General features: G+C 63.3%; 17 protein-coding genes. 4 read left to right on the forward strand and 13 right to left on the reverse strand.

The features are described 5' to 3' along the window. Positions 1–21: 21 nt before the first annotated feature. The 5 genes from guaA to E6B08_RS24915 form a co-directional block, all read right to left on the reverse strand. On the reverse strand, positions 22–1,599 hold the full coding sequence (gene guaA / locus E6B08_RS24895) for a glutamine-hydrolyzing GMP synthase (protein WP_136916393.1): 1,578 nt from the start codon (positions 1,597–1,599) through the stop codon (positions 22–24). A gap of 78 nt (positions 1,600–1,677) precedes the next feature. Next, positions 1,678–3,147 carry an IMP dehydrogenase gene (gene guaB / locus E6B08_RS24900; protein WP_136916394.1) on the reverse strand — a complete coding sequence of 490 codons (1,470 nt, stop codon included), beginning with the start codon at positions 3,145–3,147 and terminating at the stop codon, positions 1,678–1,680. An 86-nt stretch (positions 3,148–3,233) separates the two neighbouring features. Further along, entirely contained in the window at positions 3,234–3,791 is a 558-nt protein-coding gene (locus tag E6B08_RS24905; RefSeq protein ID WP_136916395.1) for a sugar ABC transporter ATPase, read from the reverse strand. Between the two features lie 50 nt (positions 3,792–3,841). Beyond that, a complete protein-coding gene (locus E6B08_RS24910) occupies positions 3,842–4,597 on the reverse strand; it encodes a sulfite exporter TauE/SafE family protein (RefSeq protein WP_136916396.1) in 756 nt (251 codons plus the stop codon). 114 nt (positions 4,598–4,711) lie between these two features. Further along, entirely contained in the window at positions 4,712–5,476 is a 765-nt protein-coding gene (locus E6B08_RS24915; protein WP_136916397.1) for an N-acetylmuramoyl-L-alanine amidase, read from the reverse strand. A gap of 145 nt (positions 5,477–5,621) precedes the next feature. Here E6B08_RS24915 and xseA point away from each other — a divergent pair, with 145 nt between their 5' ends. From xseA to leuA, 3 genes are all read left to right on the forward strand, one after another. Further along, positions 5,622–7,001 carry an exodeoxyribonuclease VII large subunit gene (gene xseA / locus E6B08_RS24920; RefSeq protein WP_136916398.1) on the forward strand — a complete coding sequence of 460 codons (1,380 nt, stop codon included), beginning with the start codon at positions 5,622–5,624 and terminating at the stop codon, positions 6,999–7,001. A gap of 3 nt (positions 7,002–7,004) precedes the next feature. After that, the gene (locus E6B08_RS24925; RefSeq protein ID WP_136916399.1) at positions 7,005–7,832 is read left to right on the forward strand and encodes a peptidoglycan DD-metalloendopeptidase family protein; all 828 of its coding nucleotides are present in this window, start codon (positions 7,005–7,007) and stop codon (positions 7,830–7,832) included. 431 nt (positions 7,833–8,263) lie between these two features. After that, positions 8,264–9,937: a 2-isopropylmalate synthase gene (gene leuA / locus E6B08_RS24930; RefSeq protein WP_136916400.1), complete on the forward strand. Its 1,674-nt coding sequence runs from the start codon at positions 8,264–8,266 to the stop codon at positions 9,935–9,937. 174 nt (positions 9,938–10,111) lie between these two features. Here leuA and E6B08_RS24935 read toward each other — a convergent pair whose 3' ends face one another. Genes E6B08_RS24935 through zwf form a run of 3 tightly spaced genes read right to left on the reverse strand, consistent with a single transcriptional unit; the run spans position 10,112 to position 12,976 of the window. Continuing rightward, entirely contained in the window at positions 10,112–10,792 is a 681-nt protein-coding gene (locus E6B08_RS24935) for a bifunctional 4-hydroxy-2-oxoglutarate aldolase/2-dehydro-3-deoxy-phosphogluconate aldolase (RefSeq protein WP_136916401.1), read from the reverse strand. A gap of 17 nt (positions 10,793–10,809) precedes the next feature. Continuing rightward, positions 10,810–11,523 (reverse strand): 6-phosphogluconolactonase, encoded by a 714-nt coding sequence (gene pgl, locus E6B08_RS24940; RefSeq protein WP_136916402.1) that lies wholly within the window; start codon positions 11,521–11,523, stop codon positions 10,810–10,812. Beyond that, a complete protein-coding gene (gene zwf, locus E6B08_RS24945) occupies positions 11,510–12,976 on the reverse strand; it encodes a glucose-6-phosphate dehydrogenase (RefSeq protein ID WP_136916403.1) in 1,467 nt (488 codons plus the stop codon). Before zwf ends, pgl begins: the two co-directional genes overlap by 14 nt. Before the next feature lie 210 nt (positions 12,977–13,186). Here zwf and hexR point away from each other — a divergent pair, with 210 nt between their 5' ends. Continuing rightward, complete coding sequence (hexR, locus tag E6B08_RS24950; protein ID WP_192938704.1) at positions 13,187–14,050, forward strand: DNA-binding transcriptional regulator HexR; 864 nt, start codon at positions 13,187–13,189, stop codon at positions 14,048–14,050. Here the strand turns inward: hexR and E6B08_RS24955 are convergent. The 5 genes from E6B08_RS24955 to E6B08_RS24975 all read right to left on the reverse strand — a co-directional run bounded on the left by E6B08_RS24955 (position 14,043) and on the right by E6B08_RS24975 (position 19,305). Then, positions 14,043–14,897 (reverse strand): D-hexose-6-phosphate mutarotase, encoded by an 855-nt coding sequence (locus E6B08_RS24955; RefSeq protein WP_136916405.1) that lies wholly within the window; start codon positions 14,895–14,897, stop codon positions 14,043–14,045. The two genes, hexR and E6B08_RS24955, sit on opposite strands and share 8 nt — an antisense overlap. 117 nt (positions 14,898–15,014) lie before the next feature. Further along, positions 15,015–16,358: a carbohydrate porin gene (locus E6B08_RS24960; RefSeq protein ID WP_136916406.1), complete on the reverse strand. Its 1,344-nt coding sequence runs from the start codon at positions 16,356–16,358 to the stop codon at positions 15,015–15,017. Positions 16,359–16,400: 42 nt separating this feature from the next. Continuing rightward, positions 16,401–17,555 carry an ABC transporter ATP-binding protein gene (locus E6B08_RS24965; protein WP_136916407.1) on the reverse strand — a complete coding sequence of 385 codons (1,155 nt, stop codon included), beginning with the start codon at positions 17,553–17,555 and terminating at the stop codon, positions 16,401–16,403. Positions 17,556–17,558: 3 nt separating this feature from the next. Further along, positions 17,559–18,404: a carbohydrate ABC transporter permease gene (locus E6B08_RS24970; RefSeq protein WP_136916408.1), complete on the reverse strand. Its 846-nt coding sequence runs from the start codon at positions 18,402–18,404 to the stop codon at positions 17,559–17,561. After that, complete coding sequence (locus E6B08_RS24975; protein ID WP_136916409.1) at positions 18,397–19,305, reverse strand: carbohydrate ABC transporter permease; 909 nt, start codon at positions 19,303–19,305, stop codon at positions 18,397–18,399. The genes E6B08_RS24970 and E6B08_RS24975 overlap by 8 nt, the downstream gene beginning before the upstream one ends. Positions 19,306–19,376: the final 71 nt, after the last annotated feature.

Raw genomic sequence — 19,376 nt, forward strand, 5'->3', positions numbered from 1 at the left:
GCGGCGCCCTCTTCGTTCAACTCACTCCCACTCGATGGTGGCAGGCGGCTTGCTCGACACGTCATAGGTAACGCGCGAGATGCCTTCGATTTCGTTGATGATACGGCCGCTGACGGTTTCCAGCAGTTCGTACGGCAGGTGCGCCCAACGTGCGGTCATGAAGTCCACGGTCTCGACCGCGCGCAACGCGACGACCCAGGCGTAGCGGCGGCCATCGCCGACCACACCGACCGACTTGACCGGCTGGAACACCACGAAGGCCTGGCTGGTCTTGTGGTACCAGTCGGCCTTGCGCAGCTCTTCGATGAAGATGTGGTCAGCACGACGCAGGATGTCGGCGTATTCCTTCTTCACTTCACCGAGGATGCGCACGCCCAGGCCTGGACCCGGGAACGGGTGGCGGTAGACCATGTCGTACGGCAGGCCCAGTTCCAGGCCGATCTTGCGTACTTCGTCCTTGAACAGCTCACGCAGCGGCTCGACCAGCTTGAGGTTCATCTCCTCCGGCAGGCCACCGACGTTGTGGTGCGACTTGATCACGTGGGCCTTGCCGCTCTTGGCGCCAGCCGACTCGATCACGTCCGGGTAGATGGTGCCCTGGGCGAGGAACTGGATGTTTTCCAGCTTGCTGGCCTCGGCATCGAACACGTCGATGAAGGTGCGGCCAATGATCTTGCGCTTCTTCTCTGGGTCAGCTTCGCCGGCCAGGTTGTCGAGGAACTGCTTCTCGGCATCGGCGCGGATCACCTTGACGCCCATGTTCTCCTTGAACATGGCCATCACCTGGTCGCCTTCGTGCAGGCGCAGCAGGCCGTTGTCGACGAATACGCAGGTCAGCTGGTCGCCGATGGCGCGGTGCAGCAGCGCGGCAACCACGGAGGAGTCGACACCGCCGGACAGGCCCAGCAGGACATTGGCCGAGCCGACCTGCTCACGCACCTGGGCGATGGCGTCGTCGACGATGTTGGACGGTGTCCACAGGGCTTCACAGCCGCAAATGTCCTGCACGAAACGGGACAGGATGCGACCGCCCTGCTTGGTGTGGGTCACTTCCGGGTGGAACTGCACGCCGTAGTAGCCACGCGAATCGTCGAACATGCCGGCGATCGGGCAGCTTGGGGTGCTGGCCAGCACATGGAAGTTGCCTGGCATCTGGGTGACCTTGTCGCCGTGGCTCATCCACACGTCCAGGCCCAGCACACCGTCGTCATCGACGTGGTCTTCGATGCCATCGAGCAGGCGGCTCTTGCCGACCACGTCGACACGGGCGTAGCCGAACTCACGCAGCTCAGAGCCTTCGACCTTGCCGCCCATCTGCTCGGCCATGGTCTGCATGCCGTAGCAGATGCCCAGCACCGGTACGTTCAGGTCGAAGACCGCCCGCGGGGCGCGTGGGCTGTTGGCTTCGTGGACCGACTCGGGGCCGCCGGCGAGGATGATACCGCGCGGGTTGAATTCGCGAATCGCTTCATCGTCCATGTCGAACGGATGCAGTTCGCAATACACACCGATTTCGCGCACGCGGCGAGCGATCAGCTGGGTGTACTGGGAACCGAAATCGAGGATCAGGATGCGGTGAGCGTGAATGTCGAGGGCCATGACTCAATCTCGTCAGTGGAAATCGGAAACGACGCGGGGCTGTCGTGACAGCCCCGCTTGCTGGTGTAGCTAAAAGCCTCAGCCTACGCGGTAGTTAGGGGCTTCTTTGGTGATCTGCACGTCATGCACGTGGGACTCGGCCATGCCGGCACCGGTGATACGCACGAACTCCGGCTTGGTGCGCATCTCTTCGATGGTCGCACTGCCGGTGTAGCCCATGGACGAACGCAGGCCGCCCATCAGCTGGTGGATGATCGCCGCCAGGGCGCCCTTGTACGGCACGCGGCCTTCGATACCTTCCGGAACCAGCTTCTCGGCGCCTGCCGAGGAGTCCTGGAAGTAGCGATCGGAGGAGCCTTGCGCCTGGGCCATGGCACCCAGCGAACCCATGCCGCGGTAGGCCTTGTAAGAACGCCCCTGGAACAGCTCGACCTCACCTGGCGCCTCTTCGGTACCGGCGAACATCGAACCCATCATCACGCACGAGGCACCGGCGACGATGGCCTTGGACAGGTCACCGGAGAAGCGGATACCGCCGTCGGCGATCAGTGGCACGCCAGTGCCTTCCAGTGCCGCGGCAACGTTGGCGATGGCGCTGATCTGCGGCACGCCGACACCGGCGACGATACGGGTGGTGCAGATCGAGCCAGGGCCGATACCGACCTTGACCGCGTCGGCGCCTGCTTCGGCCAGGGCCTTGGCGGCTGCGCCGGTGGCGATGTTACCGCCGATCACCTGCACCTGCGGGTAGGTTTCCTTGACCCAGCGAACGCGATCGATCACACCCTTGGAGTGACCGTGGGCGGTGTCGACCACCACCACGTCGACGCCGGCGGCAACCAGGGCGGCAACGCGCTCACCGGTGTCCTTGCCGGTACCGACGGCAGCGCCGACGCGCAGGCGACCCTGGTCGTCCTTGCTGGCCAGCGGGTAGGCCTTGGCCTTTTCGATGTCCTTGACGGTCATCATGCCCTTGAGGCTGAACTTGTCGTCGACGATCAGGACTTTTTCCAGACGGTGCTTGTGCAGCAGCTCGCGGACCTGGTTCTTGTCGGCGCCTTCGCGCACGGTGACCAGACGCTCTTTAGGCGTCATCACGTCGCGCACCTTGGCATCCAGGCGGCTCTCGAAACGCACGTCACGGGAAGTGACGATACCGACCAGGTCGCCGTTCTCCAGCACCGGAACACCGGAGATGTTGTTCAGGCGGGTCAGGTCGAACAGGTCGCGCACGGTGGCGTCGGCGTCGATGGTGATCGGGTCCTTGACCACGCCAGCCTCGAACTTCTTGACCTTGCGCACTTCGCCGGCCTGCTGTTCGATGGTCATGTTCTTGTGGATGATGCCGATGCCGCCTTCCTGGGCCATGGCGATGGCCAGGCGCGCTTCGGTCACGGTATCCATGGCAGCGGAAACCAGCGGAATGTTCAGCTCGATGCCGCGGGTCAAACGGGTCTTGAGACTGACTTCATTGGGCAGTACCTCGGAATAGCCAGGTACAAGGAGGATATCGTCGAAGGTCAGGGCTTCTTGGCTGATACGCAGCATCGCGGGGGCTCCCGGGCGGGAAAAATGGAAGCGCGCCATTATACTCATCCACGGCGCGCCGCTCAATGCAAAATAAGGGCCTTCGGTCAGCCTTGTGGCAGTTTTACCTGTACCACCGCCACCGGCTGGTCGAGCCAGTCGGCGAAGCTGTCGACAAAGGCCTGGGTGAAACCGGCCTCGCCCCAGTTGTTGAAGATGAACCCGAGGTTGGAAAAGGCACATGGCTGCAGGAAAAGAAAGCCATTGATATCGTCCTCGAAGCCGCACAGTGGGCAGGTGAAGTTGTCGCTCACCCCCGGCATCCACTCTTCCAGGCTTTCGAACAGCGGCTCGCCGACCTCGCGTCGGCATTCCGGGCAGCCGGCCTCCTCGAGAAAACCATCGCTGGGCGTATAGATGCAGCGCTTGAGCACCACTTCAAGGCCGTTGACCGGCTCGCCGAACGGCAACTTTTCGGGATGCAGGGCGAACTTGCGGGCGCCCTCGGCCAGGGCGTGCCCCATGCGATTGCCAGTGCGGCCGCAGGTGGTCAGTTGTTCCTCCACCACGTTTTCCCGCACCAGCCAGCGCAGGATGGCGCGGGCACGGGCTTCGTGAACCGGCACGGTGGAAAGCTTGGGAACGATGATGCTCTGGGTGTTCATGGGCGGGACAGGCCTGGAAACTACGGTAATGGCGCAATTCTACCGGTTGCTCAGCCACTGAGGTAGCGACCGAGCAGCGCAAGGCCACTGGCGAGCACCAGCCAGGTCACCAAGCGCACGAAAGCTTCGCGGGACAGCTTCAAGGTCAGCCGACGGCCGAGCCACAGTCCGGCGAACATCACCGGCAGCAGGCAGGCGGCGAGCAGCAGCAGGCCAGTATCGGCATACACCCCGGCAATCAGGAACAGCGACAAGCGCACCAGCGTGCTGCAGCTGATCAGCGCGCTCTGGGTTGCCCGCACCTGCTCCTTGGCCTCCAGGCGAGCGCTCAGGTAGATCGCGTACAGAAAGCCGCCACTGCCGAACAAGGCGCCGAACAGGCCGCCGATGGTGCCCATCGGCACCGCCCAGTAGCCAGCCAATCTGGCCGGCCGCACCTTCACAGCCAAGCCGTAAATTGCGTAGGCAGTGACGAACAGCCCCATCAGCAACAGCAGCACGTCCGACTTCAGCCGCAAGAGGAAAACCACGCCCAGGGTACAGCCTACGGCCATACACGGCAGCAGGCGCAGCAACTCACCGCGAACCACGTCGCGCCGCGAAGGCAGCAGGTTGCCGAAGGCGGCGACGAAGTCCAGAAGCACCAGGAGCGGGATAATCCGTGACAACGGCATGAAGTGAATCAGCACAGGGCCTGCGACCAATGCCGTGCCGAAACCGGCGATGCCGAAGACGATGTAGGCGGCGCCGATGGCGAACAGGATGGCCAGCCAATCAAGGCCGGCAAACGATAGCTGGGCGAGCATGAAGTGAGTTCCAAGGGCGACCGGCACATCTTAGCCTCTGCAGCATCCGTTCGTCGGCAACACCACGCCAGACAGCGGTTGATGCAATTGTGCGCCATAGGCAAAGGACACACTTCAGGACTGATAGCGTTGCATCAGGGCGTAAAGGATGGCCACGGTCTCGGCATCGACCACCCCCCGGTGATCACCGGGGCGAAAGTGCAACTGGAAAGCCCTGAACAGCGAACGCATGTAACTGCCGCTGGGTTGGCTTGGAACGCTGTAGCCGTAGGTGCGCAGCTTAGCCTGGACGTCCTCGGGCTTAGGCATGTCGCTTGCGAACTGCGCTTGAAATTGCGCCTTGGTCGCATCGTCATACCACGCGCCGATACCTGCTTCGTGCAGGGTGTGCCACGGAAAAGCCGCCCCTGGATCGCTTTTGCGTCCGATGGCGATGTCACTGTGGCCGAGCACGTGTGTCGGTGAGATGTCCGGATACCGCTGGAGAATGTCTCGGCTCAGTTGTATCAATGCCGCTATTTGCTCCGGGTGATATTCCGCAAAGGTGAACTGGCCGTTGCTCACCGAAGCTTCGTTGACCAGTTCGATACCGATCGCTGTATCGTTGAGGTTGCTTCGCCCTCCCCAGGCGCTGACGCCTGAGTGCCATGCCCGCTCGCTTTCGTCAACGAGGTTGAAGATACGCACCCGGTCGAAACCTGCACGTTGATAGCTCGGATCGGCGGGCGTGGGCAGCAGGTAGTGCGCACTGACCTGGCTTCCCTTTGCCAGAGCGTTGACCGAGCCATTGAAGTTGATTGCGGTGTAATGGAAAACCAAAAAGCGTACTCGGCGGTTGAATGCCTTCGAGCGGTATGTGGTGGAGTCGACGTCGTACATGAACACCTCCTTGCAATTGAGGCACCCAGGCTAGGCTCCGCCACGATCGGTCGGTAAGCCCTCGAACTCGCCAGGCAGGGTAGGACACATCCTGTCAGCACCGCACCCGGTGCATCGCTCCCGCTTGTCCTTTATGATGCCCGGCATGATCAAAGACCCTTTCGAACGACTCGGCCTGGACCGCGAGGTCCTCACCGTCAGCCAACTCAACGGCCGCGCCCGCGTATTGCTGGAAGACGTGTTCCGCAGCGTCTGGGTGGAAGGCGAGATATCCAACCTCGCCCGCCCGGCCTCCGGCCACATGTACTTCACCCTAAAGGACAGCGGCGCCCAGGTGCGCTGCGCGCTGTTCCGGCAGAACGCAACCCGCGTGCGCCAGGCCCTGCGCGATGGCCTCGCGGTGCGGGTGCGCGGCAAGGTCTCGCTGTTCGAGGGGCGCGGCGACTACCAGCTGATCCTCGATACCGTCGAGCCCGCCGGTGACGGTGCCCTGCGCCTGGCCTTCGAGGCTTTGAAGGAAAAACTCGGTAACGAAGGGCTGTTCAGCGCCGAACGCAAGAAGCCGCTGCCAGCCCATCCACAGCGCATCGGCATCGTCACCTCGCCCACTGGCGCGGTGATCCGCGACATCATCAGCGTGTTCCGGCGTCGCGCGCCACAGGTCGAACTGAACCTGATCCCCACCGCCGTGCAAGGTCGCGAGGCCATCAACCAGATCGTCCGCGCCCTGCAACTGGCCGACAGCCGCGGCTTCGATGCGCTGATCCTGGCGCGTGGCGGCGGCTCGCTGGAAGACCTCTGGTGCTTCAACGAAGAAGCCGTGGCCCGCGCCGTGGCCGCGTGCGTCACGCCGATCGTCAGCGCCGTGGGCCATGAGACCGATGTGTCGATCAGCGATTTCGTCGCCGACGTCCGCGCCCCCACCCCGTCCGCCGCCGCCGAACTGCTGGCGCCGGACAGCAGCGGCCTGCAGCAACGCCTGGACGGCCTGCACCGGCGCCTGATGCTGCGCATGCAGAACCGCCTGACCCACGACCGCCTGCGCCTGGAGTCACTGACCCGGCGCCTGCGCCATCCGGGCGAACGCCTGCGCCAACAGGCCCAACGCCTGGACGACCTGGACATGCGCCTGCGCCGGGCCTTCATGCTCAACCTCAACCAGCGCCGCGAGCGCCTGGTCCGCCTCGACACCCGCCTGGCCGCGCAACACCCTGGGCGCACCCTGAAGCTGCTCGGCCAGCGTCTCGACAGCCTGGCCGAACGCCTGCCAAGGGCGATGCGCGAGGTGCTCAAGGATCGTCGCCAACGCTTCCAGGCGCAACTGCAGACGCTGCAAGTGGTCAGCCCGCTGGCCACGCTGGCTCGCGGCTACAGCATCCTGCTCGACGAGCGTGGCCAGGCCATCCGCAGCGCCGGACAGACCCGCAACGGCCAACGCCTCACCGCCCGCCTTAATGAAGGCGAGCTGCAGGTGCGGGTCGAGGACAACCACCTGACTCCGGTCACCCTTTCCCTACTGGACTGACACATGCCCCGCCTGTTCGCGCCCCTGCTTGCCCTCTCCCTCCTGCTGCTGGCCAGTGGCGCCCAGGCCAGCTATATCACCCGCACGCTGAACAAGCCCGTGCCCGGTGGCGTGGCCGTGGTCGACCTCGGTCCTTCGGCGCAAACGCCCAGCGCGCGCTTCGATGGCAAACCGGTGCTGGTGGTCAAGGAGCAAAACAACTGGCTGGCCATCGTCGGCATCCCGCTGACCCAGAAGCCTGGTACCGCCACCCTGAGCCAGGACGGCCGCAGCCTGCCCTTCAGTGTCGGGCACAAGAAGTACCCCGAGCAGCACATCACCTTGAAGAACAAGCGCCAGGTCAATCCCAACCCGGCCGACCTCAAGCGCATCGATCGTGAGTTGGCCGAGCAGGTCAAGGCGTATCGCAGCTTCAGCCCCAACCTGCCAAGCAACCTGGTGCTCGACAAGCCGGTCAACGGGCCGCTGTCGAGCAAGTTCGGCGTGCGCCGCTTCTTCAATGGCGAGGAGCGCAACCCGCATGCCGGCCTGGACTTCGCCGTGCCTGCCGGCACACCGATCAAGACCCCGGCCAACGGCAAGGTGATCCTGGTGGGTGACTACTTCTTCAACGGCCGCACGGTGTTCGTCGACCACGGCCAGGGCTTCATCAGCATGTTTTGCCACATGTCGAAGATCGATGTGCAGGTAGGCCAGCAACTGCGCCGGGGCGACGTAGTAGGGCGCGTGGGCTCGACCGGGCGGGCGACCGGGCCGCACATGCACTGGAACGTCAGCCTCAACGATGCACGGGTGGACCCGGCTATTTTCATCGGGGCGTTCCAGCCCTGAGACCGCGTTGCCTTCATCGCCGGCAAGCCAGCTCCTACAGGTCATGCGCCGCTTTCGAGCCCTGCGTGCCCCTGTAGGAGCGGGTTTACCCGCGAAAAGGCCTGTACCGTCAAAGCCTAATTCTACGTCTTGCGCCAACGAAAAATACCGCGCAACAACCAGTAAGCATCTTGCAAATTAAAGCCATAAAATCTCGCCGATCAGCTTTTTTTAAGCATTTATCTCAAATTTTTTCCGGCACTTGCCTTCCCCCACCCCACTGGTTAGGGTTGAAGCCATGAAAACCTTCAGCACCCTCATCCTGCTCCGACAACATCGCAGCCTCTGCCTGGTCAGCGCCCGACTACCAGGCTGAATCGCGTCGCCTCGCCCCTTCATCTCGTTATTGCACGGCAGGCCCGATCTCGGCCGCACACAAAAGGATTGCTTCCATGACCATGCTCAAAGACCCTTCGAAGAAATACCGCGCCTTCCCGACCATCGATTTGCCCGACCGTACCTGGCCGTCGAAGACCATCACCCAGGCACCGATCTGGTGCAGCTCCGACCTGCGTGATGGCAACCAGTCGCTGATCGAGCCGATGGATTCGGAGAAGAAGCTGCGTTTCTGGAAGACCCTGGTGCAGGTCGGCGTAAAAGAGATCGAAGCGTCGTTCCCCTCCGCTTCGCAAACCGACTTCGACTTCGTGCGCACCCTGATCGAGGACGGCCACATCCCGGACGACACCACCATCCAGGTGCTCACCCAAGCCCGTGAAGACCTCATCGCGCGCACCTTCGAGTCGCTGCGCGGGGCCAAGAAGGCCATCGTCCACCTGTACAACGCCACCAGCCCGTCGTTCCGCCGCATCGTCTTCAACCAGGACAAGCAAGGCGTGAAGGACATCGCGGTGAGCGCTGCCAAGCTGTTCGTCAAGTACGCCGCCCAGCAGCCGGAAACCCAGTGGACCTTCCAGTACTCGCCGGAAACCTTCAGCGCCACCGAACTCGAATTCGCCAAGGAAGTCTGCGACGCGGTCATCGAAGTGTGGAACCCGACGCCCGAGCACAAGGTCATCCTCAACCTGCCGGCCACCGTGGAAGTCGCCACGCCGAACATCTACGCCGACCAGATCGAATGGTTCTGCCGCAACATCAGCCGTCGTGACAGCGTGATCATCAGCCTGCACACCCACAACGACCGTGGTACCGGCATCGCCGCCACCGAGCTGGGCCTGATGGCCGGCGCCGACCGTGCCGAAGGCTGCCTGTTCGGCAACGGCGAGCGTACCGGCAACGTCGACCTGGTGACCCTGGCCTTGAACCTGTACACCCAGGGCGTCGATCCGGAGCTGGACTTCTCCGACATCGACGGCGTGCGCAAGGTCGTCGAAGAATGCAACCAGTTGCCGGTGCACCCGCGTCACCCGTACGTGGGCGACCTGGTCCACACCGCGTTCTCCGGCTCGCACCAGGATGCCATCCGCAAGGGCTTCGCCAAGCAGAAGGACAGCGAGCTGTGGGAGGTGCCGTACCTGCCGATCGACCCGGCCGACATCGGCCGCAGCTACGAGGCGGTCATCCGCGTCAACAGCCAGTCCGGCAAAGGTGGCATCACCTACCTGCTCGAGCAGGAGTACGGCATCAGCCTGCCACGCCGCATGCAGATCGAGTTCAGCCAGGTGGTACAAGGTGAAACCGACCGCCTGGGCCTGGAAATGACCGCACAGCAGATCTACAGCCTGTTGCACAAGGAATACCTCCAGGCCAACGCACCCTACGCACTGGTCAGCCACCGCCTGCAGGAAGAAAACGGCCACAGCGCCGTGGAAGTGGAAGTCGCCGGCGAAGGCGAAACCACCCTGCACTGGCGCGGCAAGGGCAACGGCGCCCTGGAAGCATTGGTAGCAGGCCTGCCGATCTCGGTGGAAATCATGGACTACAACGAGCACGCCATCGGTGCTGGCACCAATGCCAAGGCGGCAGCCTACATCGAACTGCGCGTGGCCGGTGGTCGTCCGGTACACGGCGTGGGCATCGATGAAAACATCACCACCGCCAGCTTCAAGGCGCTGTTCAGTGCACTGAACCGCTCGTTGAGCCAGCAGGCGGCCAAAGCGGCCTGAGGCCAACCGCGCAACACCTGAGCCCGCATCCTTGATGCGGGCTTTTTTTTGGGGCGCGGTACCCGTCGGGAGAGCTGCAGCGCTGCAGATATCGAGCGTCGCCCTGCAAATCCAAAGCGCAAAAAAAAGGGGCGCCGACCAAGCGCCCCATAAGCCGTAAAGCACACAACAAATTCAGTTGGAGTCCAATAGTGCCATCGCCTCGGCGCTGCAGGCCTGGATGCGCGCCCAATCGCCGTTCTTGATCCAGCTGCTGTCCAGCATCCAGGTGCCGCCCACGCACATCACGTTGGGCAGCGCCATGTAGTTACGTACGTTGGCCGGGTTGACCCCGCCTGTGGGGCAGAAGCGGATATCGCCGAACGGGCCGGCAAAGGCTTTGATCGCCGCCACGCCACCGCTGATTTCCGCAGGGAAGAGCTTGAAGCGGCGGTAACCCAGGGCGTAGCCCATCATGATCTCGGACGGGGTGCTGATGCCTGGCAACAGCGGGATGTCGCTGGCGACGCCGGCCTCGAGGATGTCCTGGGTCACGCCTGGCGTCACCACGAACTGCGCACCCGCTGCCTCGACCGCATCGAACATGCCGCGGTCGAGTACAGTGCCAGCACCGACGCACAATTCTGGCCGCTGCTCACGCAGCACCTCGATGGCCTTCAGGCCATGCTGGGAGCGCAGGGTCACTTCCAACGTGCGGATGCCGCCAGCAGCCAAAGCGTCGGCCAGGGGCAGGATGTCTTGTTCACGGGCGATGGTGATCACCGGGAGGATGCGCGCCTGGTCACAAATCGCGTCGATCCGAGCGGCTTTTTCGGCCATCGAGAGCAAAGGCTGTGGGCGTTCGAGGGTGGTCATGACAGTGTGTCCTTGGCTCATGGGCACCAGAAGATGCTCAGTGGATCGTGAAGAAAAGCGCGAATCGGCATTTCGGCAATGGCGTCGCCAGCCAGCGCGGCGCGCAGCGTAGCGAGTTTGCCCGGGCCTTGCACGGCCAGGGCGATGAAGGCCGCGCTGGCGAGCAGCGAGCGGGTCATCGACAGACGCTGGTGCGGCACGCTCGGCGCCAACAACGGCAGGCAACGGCGAGTGCCAGCCGGGTCCAGGCCCTGAGCGAGGTTAGGGCTGTGTGGGAACAATGAAGCCGTGTGGCCATCGTCGCCCATGCCCAACACCAGCACATCGATCGGCGGCAGCTCGGCCAACGCCTGGTCAGCCTTGAGGGCCGCCGAATCGAGGCTTTCGGCCTGCTGGTAAAGGCCGACGAAACGGGCACGGGCGGCATCGCCCTTGAACAAATGACGGGCCAACAGGCCAGCATTGCTGTCGGGATGCTCTACCGGCACCCAGCGCTCGTCGGCCAGGCTCACGGTAACCTTCGACCAGTCCAGCGCCTCGCTGGCCAGCTGTTCGAGAAACGGCACCGGGCTTCGGCCGCCGGACAGCACCAGGCAGGCCCGGCCTTTGCTGGCGATGGCGACGCGCAGACGCTCAGCGACATCATGGGCCAGGGTGGCGGCAAGCACCTTGCCGTCCGGCAGCTCACGAAGCTGTACCGTTGCCGGCAGTTGCAGTTCAGATATCGCCATACCACGACCTCCCATCGCGTGTGATCAATGCAATCGAGCTCATCGGCCCCCACGACCCGGCCGCATAGGGCTTGGGCGCGTCACCGCTGTTGCGCCAACCGGCGATGAGCTGGTCGCACCACTTCCAGGCATATTCGATCTCGTCCTTGCGCACGAACAGGTTCTGGTTGCCACGCATCACCTCGAGCAGCAGGCGTTCGTAGGCATCCGGAATCCGCGCACTGCGCCAGGTGTCGGAAAAATTCAGCTGCAAGGGCCCGCTGCGCAGTTGCATGCCCTTGTCCAGCCCTTGCTCCTTGGTCATCACTCGCAAAGAAATGCCTTCGTCCGGTTGCAGGCGAATGATCAGCTTGTTACCGATTTGCAAACGCTGTTCCGGAGCGAAGATGTAGTGCGGGGTTTCCTTGAAGTGGATGACGATCTGCGACAGTTTCTGCGGCATGCGCTTGCCGGTGCGCAGGTAGAACGGCACGCCCGACCAGCGCCAGTTGCGGATGTCGGCACGCAGGGCGACGAAGGTCTCGGTATCGCTCTGGGCGTTGGCGTTCTCCTCCTCGAGGTAACCCGGTACCGGCTTGCCGTCGCTGTAGCCGGCAATGTACTGGCCGCGCACCACATGGGTGCCGAGGGCCTCGCCAGTGATCGGTGTCAGGGCCTTGAGCACCTTGACCTTCTCATCGCGGATGCTGTCGGCCGAAAGGTCGCTGGGCGGGTCCATGGCGATCAGGCACAGCAGCTGCAACAGATGGTTCTGGATCATGTCGCGCAACTGGCCAGCCTTGTCGAAATAGCCCCAGCGGCCTTCGATGCCGACCTTCTCGGCCACGGTGATTTCCACGTGGGAGATCGAGTTCTGGTTCCACTGGGTCTCGAACAGGCTGTTGGCAAAGCGCAGGGCAATCAGGTTCTGGACGGTTTCTTTGCCCAGGTAGTGGTCGATGCGATAGACACGACTCTCCGGGAAGAAGCGCGCCACGGCATCGTTGACCCGGCGCGATGACTCCAGATCGTGGCCGATGGGTTTTTCCAGCACCACCCGGGTGCGCTCCGCCAGGCCTACGCGCTCGAGGTTTTCGCAGATGGCGCCATAGACGGCGGCCGCAGTGGCGAAATAGGCGATCAGCGGCTGGCCAGCGGCCCGCTCGGCCAGGGCTTGGTAACCCTCGGGCTGGAGGAAGTCCAGATGCTGGTAGCTCAGGCGCCCGAGAAAACGGCCAAGCGCCGCTGGCTCGATGTCCGCCGCAGGCACATGGCGGCGCAGGTGGGCTTCGATGGTGGCCAGATGCTCCTCGGCACTACCGGGCTCACGGGCCAGCGCCAGCAGACGGGTATCGGCGTGCAGCAGGTCGGCCCGGTCGAGCTGGTAGAGGGCGGGAAACAGCTTGCGCAGTGCCAGGTCGCCGAGGGCGCCAAACAGGGCAAAGGTGCAAGGGTCTACACTGATCGCAGCCATGATGTTGGTTCTTTCCTAAAGTTGGACTAGAAATACCGCTTTCACAGGTGGTTTTCAAGGAAAAATGTAGTAAAAACCACAACATTAACGTCACATGTTACAGACAAGTGGTGCACCAAGCGCACCGACAGTACGATAGACAACTCTGTAAAAGGCCTGCTGTCTCGTAAGCCGCCTGCCTTCCGACCCAAGGAAAACCCCATGGACCGCGTGCGAAATCTCCTGGAGCAGATCCAGGGACGCCTCGACGAGCTGAACAAGGCCGAACGCAAAGTCGCCGAAGTCATCCTCCTCAACCCGCAACAAGCCACCCGTTTCAGCATCGCTGCACTGGCCCAGGCGGCCAAGGTCAGCGAACCCACGGTCAACCGCTTCTGCCGCTCGTTCGGCGTCAGCGGCTACCCCGAGCTCAAGCTACAGCTGGCGCAGAGCCTGGCCAGCGGCGCCGCCTACGTGAGCCGTGCGGTGGAAGCCGACGATGATCCGGCAGCTTACACCCAGAAGATCTTCGGCAGCGCCATCGCCTCGCTCGACAGCGCCTGCCAACAGCTCGATCCGCAGCAGGTCAGCCGCGCCGTCGACATGATGATCCAGGCCCGCCAGATCCACTTCTTCGGCCTCGGTGCCTCGGCGCCGGTGGCACTGGATGCGCAGCACAAGTTCTTCCGCTTCAACCTGGCCGTCTCGGCGCATGCCGACGTGCTGATGCAGCGCATGCTCGCCTCGGTGGCCCATACCGGCGACCTGTTCGTGATCATCTCCTATACCGGCCGTACCCGCGAGCTGGTCGACGTCGCGCGCCTGGCCCGTGAAAACGGCGCCTCGGTACTCGGCCTGACCGCTGCCGATTCGCCGCTGGCCAGTGTCTGCAGCCTGAGCCTGCACATCCCGCTGCCCGAGGACACCGACATCTACATGCCGATGACCTCGCGGATCATCCAGCTGACCGTGCTCGACGTGCTTGCCACCGGCATGACCCTGCGCCGTGGCGTGGACTTCCAGCCCCACCTGCGCAAGATCAAGGAAAGCCTCAACGCCAGCCGCTACCCGATCGAGGACGACGAGCTCAACTGAGCCGGTGCGCCTGCAAACGCAGGTGCGCACGCTCACCGGGCGCCAGGCTCAGGCCCTCGCCACTGCCGCTGGCGGCCTCGACGCAGACGAACCCCTGGCACTCGCGCCCGGTCACGCCCATCAGCGGCCGGTTGCCCGGGTGCCAGACCACGGTATCGTCGCTGTCGCCGGTATCGATGCATAACGCCCGCTGCCAGGCCGGGTCCTGCAGTTGCACCTGGGCCGTGCCCGGGTACACCCGCTGGCAGCCGCCCTTGACCTTCAAAGCCCCTTCGTCGCGGCATGCCTGGCGGTTGAGGCGGTCATAGCCTTCGACATCCTCCAACCCAGACAGCGCTATCTCCGAAACGTTGCTGATACGCCAATAGGCCAGCAACGCATGGCTCAACTGGCAGGGCTCGCTGTCCTGATGCTCGGTGCTAAGGCGCAGTTCCATACGGCTGCCCAAGCGCGCATGCAGGTCGACCTGCCAGTCGCACAGGTCCAGTCGCCACTTCAGCGTCACGCCCTCCTCGTCCTCGCGGCTGTCCACCAGTTTCCAGTCCAGCAGCCGTGCCCAGCCATGAGCGGGCCACAGGTCTTCGCTGGGGTGGCGGCCATACCAGGGCCAGCAGACCGGCACGCCACCACGAATGGCACCCACTTGCGGCCACTGCTCGGCGCACCACAGCCAGGGGCGCTCGCCGGCGGGCTGGAAATGCAGCAACTGTGCGCCCTGACGGCTGAACACCGCCTGGCAACGCGGGTGATCGATGACCAGGACATCGCGCTGCTGGTAACGCTCCCATTCGAACGTCGGCCTGGGCCGTTGCGTGCTGAAGAAGCGATGAAGCGGATGTTCGGGCATGGTGACGGGCTCTTGTTGTTTGAGATAGCGCTGTCTTTGCCTACCCTGGCAATCCACTGCAAAGCCAGTGGATGCCAGGTGTCGACGTGGATTGGCGTAAATTTACAACAAACCGGCTCAGAAAGACGACTGAATCTTCAAACCCGCGACCAGCGCGTTGTCGACCTCGTCCACGCCACCCGGGCTCTTGATGTACTGCAGGTTGGGCCGGACGGTCAGCCAGTTGGTGGCGTGGAACCCGTAGTAGAGCTCGGCGTTGTATTCGGTGCGCTGCAGCGGCACGAACCCTGGGTTGTCGTAGTCATCGATGCCGCTCTGGGCGTTGAGCAACTCGGCACGCTTCTTCACATCATCGTTCACATGGATACGCGCCCCGCCGAAACCGATGTCGTCCTTGGGCCGCGCGTCGAAGGCACCTTTGTACACCAGGCCGACCTGCTGGTAGTTATCGACCACGTTGGTGGCCTTGTCATGCACGGTGAAGTTGGCGAACAGGCTCAGGCCGCGATTGACGTCTGCGCCATGGGCGGTCACCTGCTGCTGCGCCACCACCCACCAGCCATGCTTGCTCGAATGCGACTTGAAGGCTTCGCCGGACAGCGCCTGGGGGTTGCCATTGACGTCGTCGAACACATCGTCGGCCTTGGCCGTGCTGTAGTAGTAACCCAGGCGATACTCGCCGGGCAGGCCGTTGACCTGCGGCGACCAAACCATTTCGACCGGCAGGATCGCGCCCTTGGTGCCGCTGCCGCTGAGCTTGAAGCCGTTGCCGGTCTCCAGGTTGGAAGGGTTCTGCTCGAAGGCTCCGACTTGAACGAAGAATTCCGGGGTGATGTTGTACTTGACCCGCAGCGCCCACTGGCTGACCGGCCAGTTGTACCAGATGCCTCCGACCCAGTTGCCCACCTGCGAGCCGCAGAAAGCCAGGTTCTGGAAGTCGCAAGGGAAGCTGTTGAAGTCCTCGCCTTCGCCAAAGCGGCCGAATTTCACGTCCAGGGCGCCGTCGAAGTACTTCTGCTTGATCCACATCTGCGTCAGCCGCCAGGTCTGGCCACGGCCCCAGACTTCCTGCACCGAGCTGAACTGCCCGGCGCGTGGGTCGCTGATGCGGTCGTTGGACAGGTTACGGCCGCTGCGTTCGGTGATCGCCAGCTTGAACTCGGTGTCCTTCCAGCCGAAGATTTTCTCCAGGTCCAGGTGCGCGCCCAGGGCGAACTGGTCGCTGTAGCGCGCGGTCTTGTCATCGTTGTAGCCACCATTGAGGTTGCCGGCAGCCTCGCCGACATAGTCGAGGGTGAAGTCGTAGCCCTTTTCCAGCAGCTCGGTGCGCGTACCGCCCCAGTCGCCGGTCATCCATTTCGATTCGCTGGAGAAGGCCTCGGCAGCCTGCGCGCTGGTGTTACCGACGAGCGCCAGCAGGGCCAACGAGCCCAACGTCCTGATGCGATTGCGCTGTTTCATCCTGTTACGTCCTCTTTTTTCTTATTGGTGGTGTAGACGATTTCAACGGCCTTTGAACAAGGCCACGTTATCCCTCACGGCGCCGGGCGGCGCACGGCGGTCCAGCCGCTCGCCGCTTTGGGCGTCGAACAGCAGTACCCGGGCCGGGTCGAGCTGCAGGTCCAGGCAGTCACCCACCCGACACGCCACATCGGGCGCCAGGCGGCAACACACCTTGGTCTGGTTGAGGCTGACGAACACCAGCATGTCGGGGCCGGTGGGCTCGGTGACTTGCACTTCGGCGCGAATGGCGGCCTGGCCAGCACCCTGCCCTATGCCCACGCTGACCTGCTCGGGACGTAGCCCGAGAATCACTTCGCGGCCTTCGAGTTCGTCGCCTACCGCGCCGAGCGGCAGCTCGCAGCGCGCCTGGCCGCTATCGAGCAGCGCCAGCAGGCGGCCGTCGCGCTTGACCACACGCACGGGAATGAAATTCATCGGCGGCGAGCCGATGAAGCTGGCCACGAACTGGTTGGCCGGGTCGTTGTAGATCTGCTGGGGGGTGCCAAACTGCTGGATGATGCCGTCTTTCATCACCGCCACCTTGTCGCCGAGGGTCATGGCCTCGATCTGGTCGTGGGTGACATACACGGTGGTGGTCTTCAGGCGCTGGTGCATCAGTTTCATCTCGGTGCGCATCTCGACCCGCAGCTTGGCATCGAGATTCGACAGCGGCTCGTCGAACAGATAGAGCTTGGGCCGCCGAGCCAGCGCCCGGCCCATGGCCACCCGCTGCTGCTGGCCGCCAGAAAGCTGCGCAGGTTTGCGTGCCAGCAGATGCTCGATCTGCAGCAGCTTGGCCACCCGCGCCACCTCCTCATCGATGGCGGTCTGGGGCAGCTTGCGGATCTTCAGGCCAAACTCGATGTTCTCGCGCACGCTCATGGTCGGGTACAAGGCGTAGGACTGGAACACCATGGCGATGTCGCGATCCTTGGGGCTCATGCCACTGACGTCCTGCTCGTCGATCAGAATCGCGCCACCGGTGATCTGCTCAAGGCCGGCGATGCAGTTCATCAGGGTGGATTTGCCACATCCCGAGGGGCCGACCAGGATCAGGAACTCACCGTCCTTGATCGACAACTGGATGTCCTTGAGGGTATCCGGCAGGCCGCTGCCGTAGGTCTTGTTGACGTTGCGAAGTTCAAGCGTTGCCATGGATTACCCCTTGACGGCGCCGGCGGTCAGGCCGCGCACGAAATACTTGCCTGCCACCACGTAGACCAGCAGGGTTGGAAGGCCGGCGATCATCGCCGCTGCCATGTCGACGTTGTATTCCTTGGCGCCGGTGCTGGTATTGACCAGGTTGTTCAAGGCCACGGTGATCGGTTGCGAATCGCCGCTGGAGAACACCACGCCGAACAGGAAGTCATTCCAGATCTGGGTGAACTGCCAGATCAGGCAGACCATGATGATCGGTGTCGAAAGCGGCAGGATGATGCGCCGGAAGATGGTGAAGAAGCCGGCGCCATCCAGGCGCGCGGCCTTGACCAGGGCGTCGGGAATGCTCACGTAGAAGTTGCGAAAGAACAGCGTGGTGAAAGCCAGGCCATACACCACGTGCACCAGCACCAGACCTGTGGTGGTGCTGGCAAGGCCCAGCTTGCCAAGGGTGAACGAGGCTGGCAGCAGCACGGTCTGGAACGGTAGGAAGCAGCCGAACAGCAGCAAACCGAAAAACAGCTGCGAGCCACGAAAACGCCACATCGACAGCACGTAGCCATTCAGCGCGCCTATGGCGGTGGAAATCAGCACTGCCGGCACGGTGATCAGCACCGAGTTCCAGAAATACCCGCTGACCGTGCTCCAGGCCTTGACCCAGCCAATGCCGGTAACCACGGTCGGCCAGCTCAGCAGGTTGCCGCTGCCGATGTCCTCGGGGGTCTTGAAGCTGGTGAGCAGCATCACCACCAGCGGCACCAGGTACAACAGCACGGCGATCAGCAGCACGGCATGGATCAACAGGCGGCTAAGGCTCGTGGCCGGTTTATGCGCTGGACTATGCATGGCGTTTGCTCCGCAACTCCGAGTACAGGTAGGGCACCAGGATCGCCAAGATCGCCCCGAGCATGAGGATGGCACTGGCCGAGCCCATGCCCATCTGCCCGCGACTGAAGGTGAACGAGTACATGAACATCGCTGGCAAGTCGGAGGAGTACCCTGGCCCGCCGGCGGTCATCGCCGCTACCAGGTCGAAACTCTTGATGGCAATGTGCGAAAGGATCATCAGGGCGCTGAAGAACACCGGACGCAAGCTGGGCAGCACCACTTTCCAATAGATGCGCGGCAGACTGGCGCCGTCGATCTGCGCTGCGCGGATGATCGACGGATCGACCCCGCGCAGGCCGGCGAGGAACATCGCCATGATGAAGCCCGAGGCCTGCCACACCGCCGCGATCACCAGGCAATACACCACGCGGTCGGGGTCGATCAGCCAGTCCAGGCGAAAGCCTTCCCAGCCCCAGTCACGCAGCAGCTTGTCGAGCCCCATGCCGGGGTTGAGCAACCACTTCCAGGCGGTACCGGTGACGATCATCGAAAGCGCCATCGGGTACAGGTAGATCGTGCGGATGAAGCCTTCGCGGCGGATGCGCTGGTCGAGCAGTACCGCCAACAGCACGCCGATGGCCAGGCTGATGGTGATGAACAGGCCGCCGAACAGCAGCAGGTTCTTGCTGGCGACCCACCAGCGGTCGTTGTCGAACAGTCGGGCGTACTGCGCGAGGCCCGCCCATTTGTAGGTCGGCAAAAAGGTCGAAGTGGTGAGGGAAAGCACGAAGGTCCACAGGATGTAGCCGTAGAAGCCCACCAGGACGATGAACATGCTTGGCGCCAGCACCAGCTTGGGTAGCCAGCGCTGCAAGACGTCCATAGGGGAAGCGCGCAGTTGGGCGGTAACTGTCGTCATGTTTTGGTTCTCGAGGGAGGGGCGGTTTGGCACCGGTTAGCGCCGGATCGGCGCTCCCACATAGGCCCAGC

The organism is Pseudomonas putida, assembly GCF_005080685.1.
GTDB lineage: Bacteria > Pseudomonadota > Gammaproteobacteria > Pseudomonadales > Pseudomonadaceae > Aquipseudomonas > Aquipseudomonas putida_V.

Excerpts from the sequence above, each read along its gene's own strand:
- leuA (WP_136916400.1), top strand. The coding sequence starts at position 8,264 with ATGACCATGCTCAAAGACCCTTCGAAGAAATACCGCGCCTTCCCGACC.
- xseA (WP_136916398.1), top strand. The coding sequence starts at position 5,622 with ATGATCAAAGACCCTTTCGAACGACTCGGCCTGGACCGCGAGGTCCTC.
- E6B08_RS24965 (WP_136916407.1), bottom strand. The coding sequence starts at position 17,555 with ATGGCAACGCTTGAACTTCGCAACGTCAACAAGACCTACGGCAGCGGC.
- guaA (WP_136916393.1), bottom strand. The coding sequence starts at position 1,599 with ATGGCCCTCGACATTCACGCTCACCGCATCCTGATCCTCGATTTCGGT.
- E6B08_RS24955 (WP_136916405.1), bottom strand. The coding sequence starts at position 14,897 with ATGCCCGAACATCCGCTTCATCGCTTCTTCAGCACGCAACGGCCCAGG.
- guaB (WP_136916394.1), bottom strand. The coding sequence starts at position 3,147 with ATGCTGCGTATCAGCCAAGAAGCCCTGACCTTCGACGATATCCTCCTT.
- E6B08_RS24970 (WP_136916408.1), bottom strand. The coding sequence starts at position 18,404 with ATGCATAGTCCAGCGCATAAACCGGCCACGAGCCTTAGCCGCCTGTTG.
- E6B08_RS24905 (WP_136916395.1), bottom strand. The coding sequence starts at position 3,791 with ATGAACACCCAGAGCATCATCGTTCCCAAGCTTTCCACCGTGCCGGTT.
- E6B08_RS24960 (WP_136916406.1), bottom strand. The coding sequence starts at position 16,358 with ATGAAACAGCGCAATCGCATCAGGACGTTGGGCTCGTTGGCCCTGCTG.
- E6B08_RS24935 (WP_136916401.1), bottom strand. The coding sequence starts at position 10,792 with ATGACCACCCTCGAACGCCCACAGCCTTTGCTCTCGATGGCCGAAAAA.
- E6B08_RS24925 (WP_136916399.1), top strand. The coding sequence starts at position 7,005 with ATGCCCCGCCTGTTCGCGCCCCTGCTTGCCCTCTCCCTCCTGCTGCTG.
- pgl (WP_136916402.1), bottom strand. The coding sequence starts at position 11,523 with ATGGCGATATCTGAACTGCAACTGCCGGCAACGGTACAGCTTCGTGAG.
- zwf (WP_136916403.1), bottom strand. The coding sequence starts at position 12,976 with ATGGCTGCGATCAGTGTAGACCCTTGCACCTTTGCCCTGTTTGGCGCC.
- E6B08_RS24910 (WP_136916396.1), bottom strand. The coding sequence starts at position 4,597 with ATGCTCGCCCAGCTATCGTTTGCCGGCCTTGATTGGCTGGCCATCCTG.
- E6B08_RS24915 (WP_136916397.1), bottom strand. The coding sequence starts at position 5,476 with ATGTACGACGTCGACTCCACCACATACCGCTCGAAGGCATTCAACCGC.
- E6B08_RS24975 (WP_136916409.1), bottom strand. The coding sequence starts at position 19,305 with ATGACGACAGTTACCGCCCAACTGCGCGCTTCCCCTATGGACGTCTTG.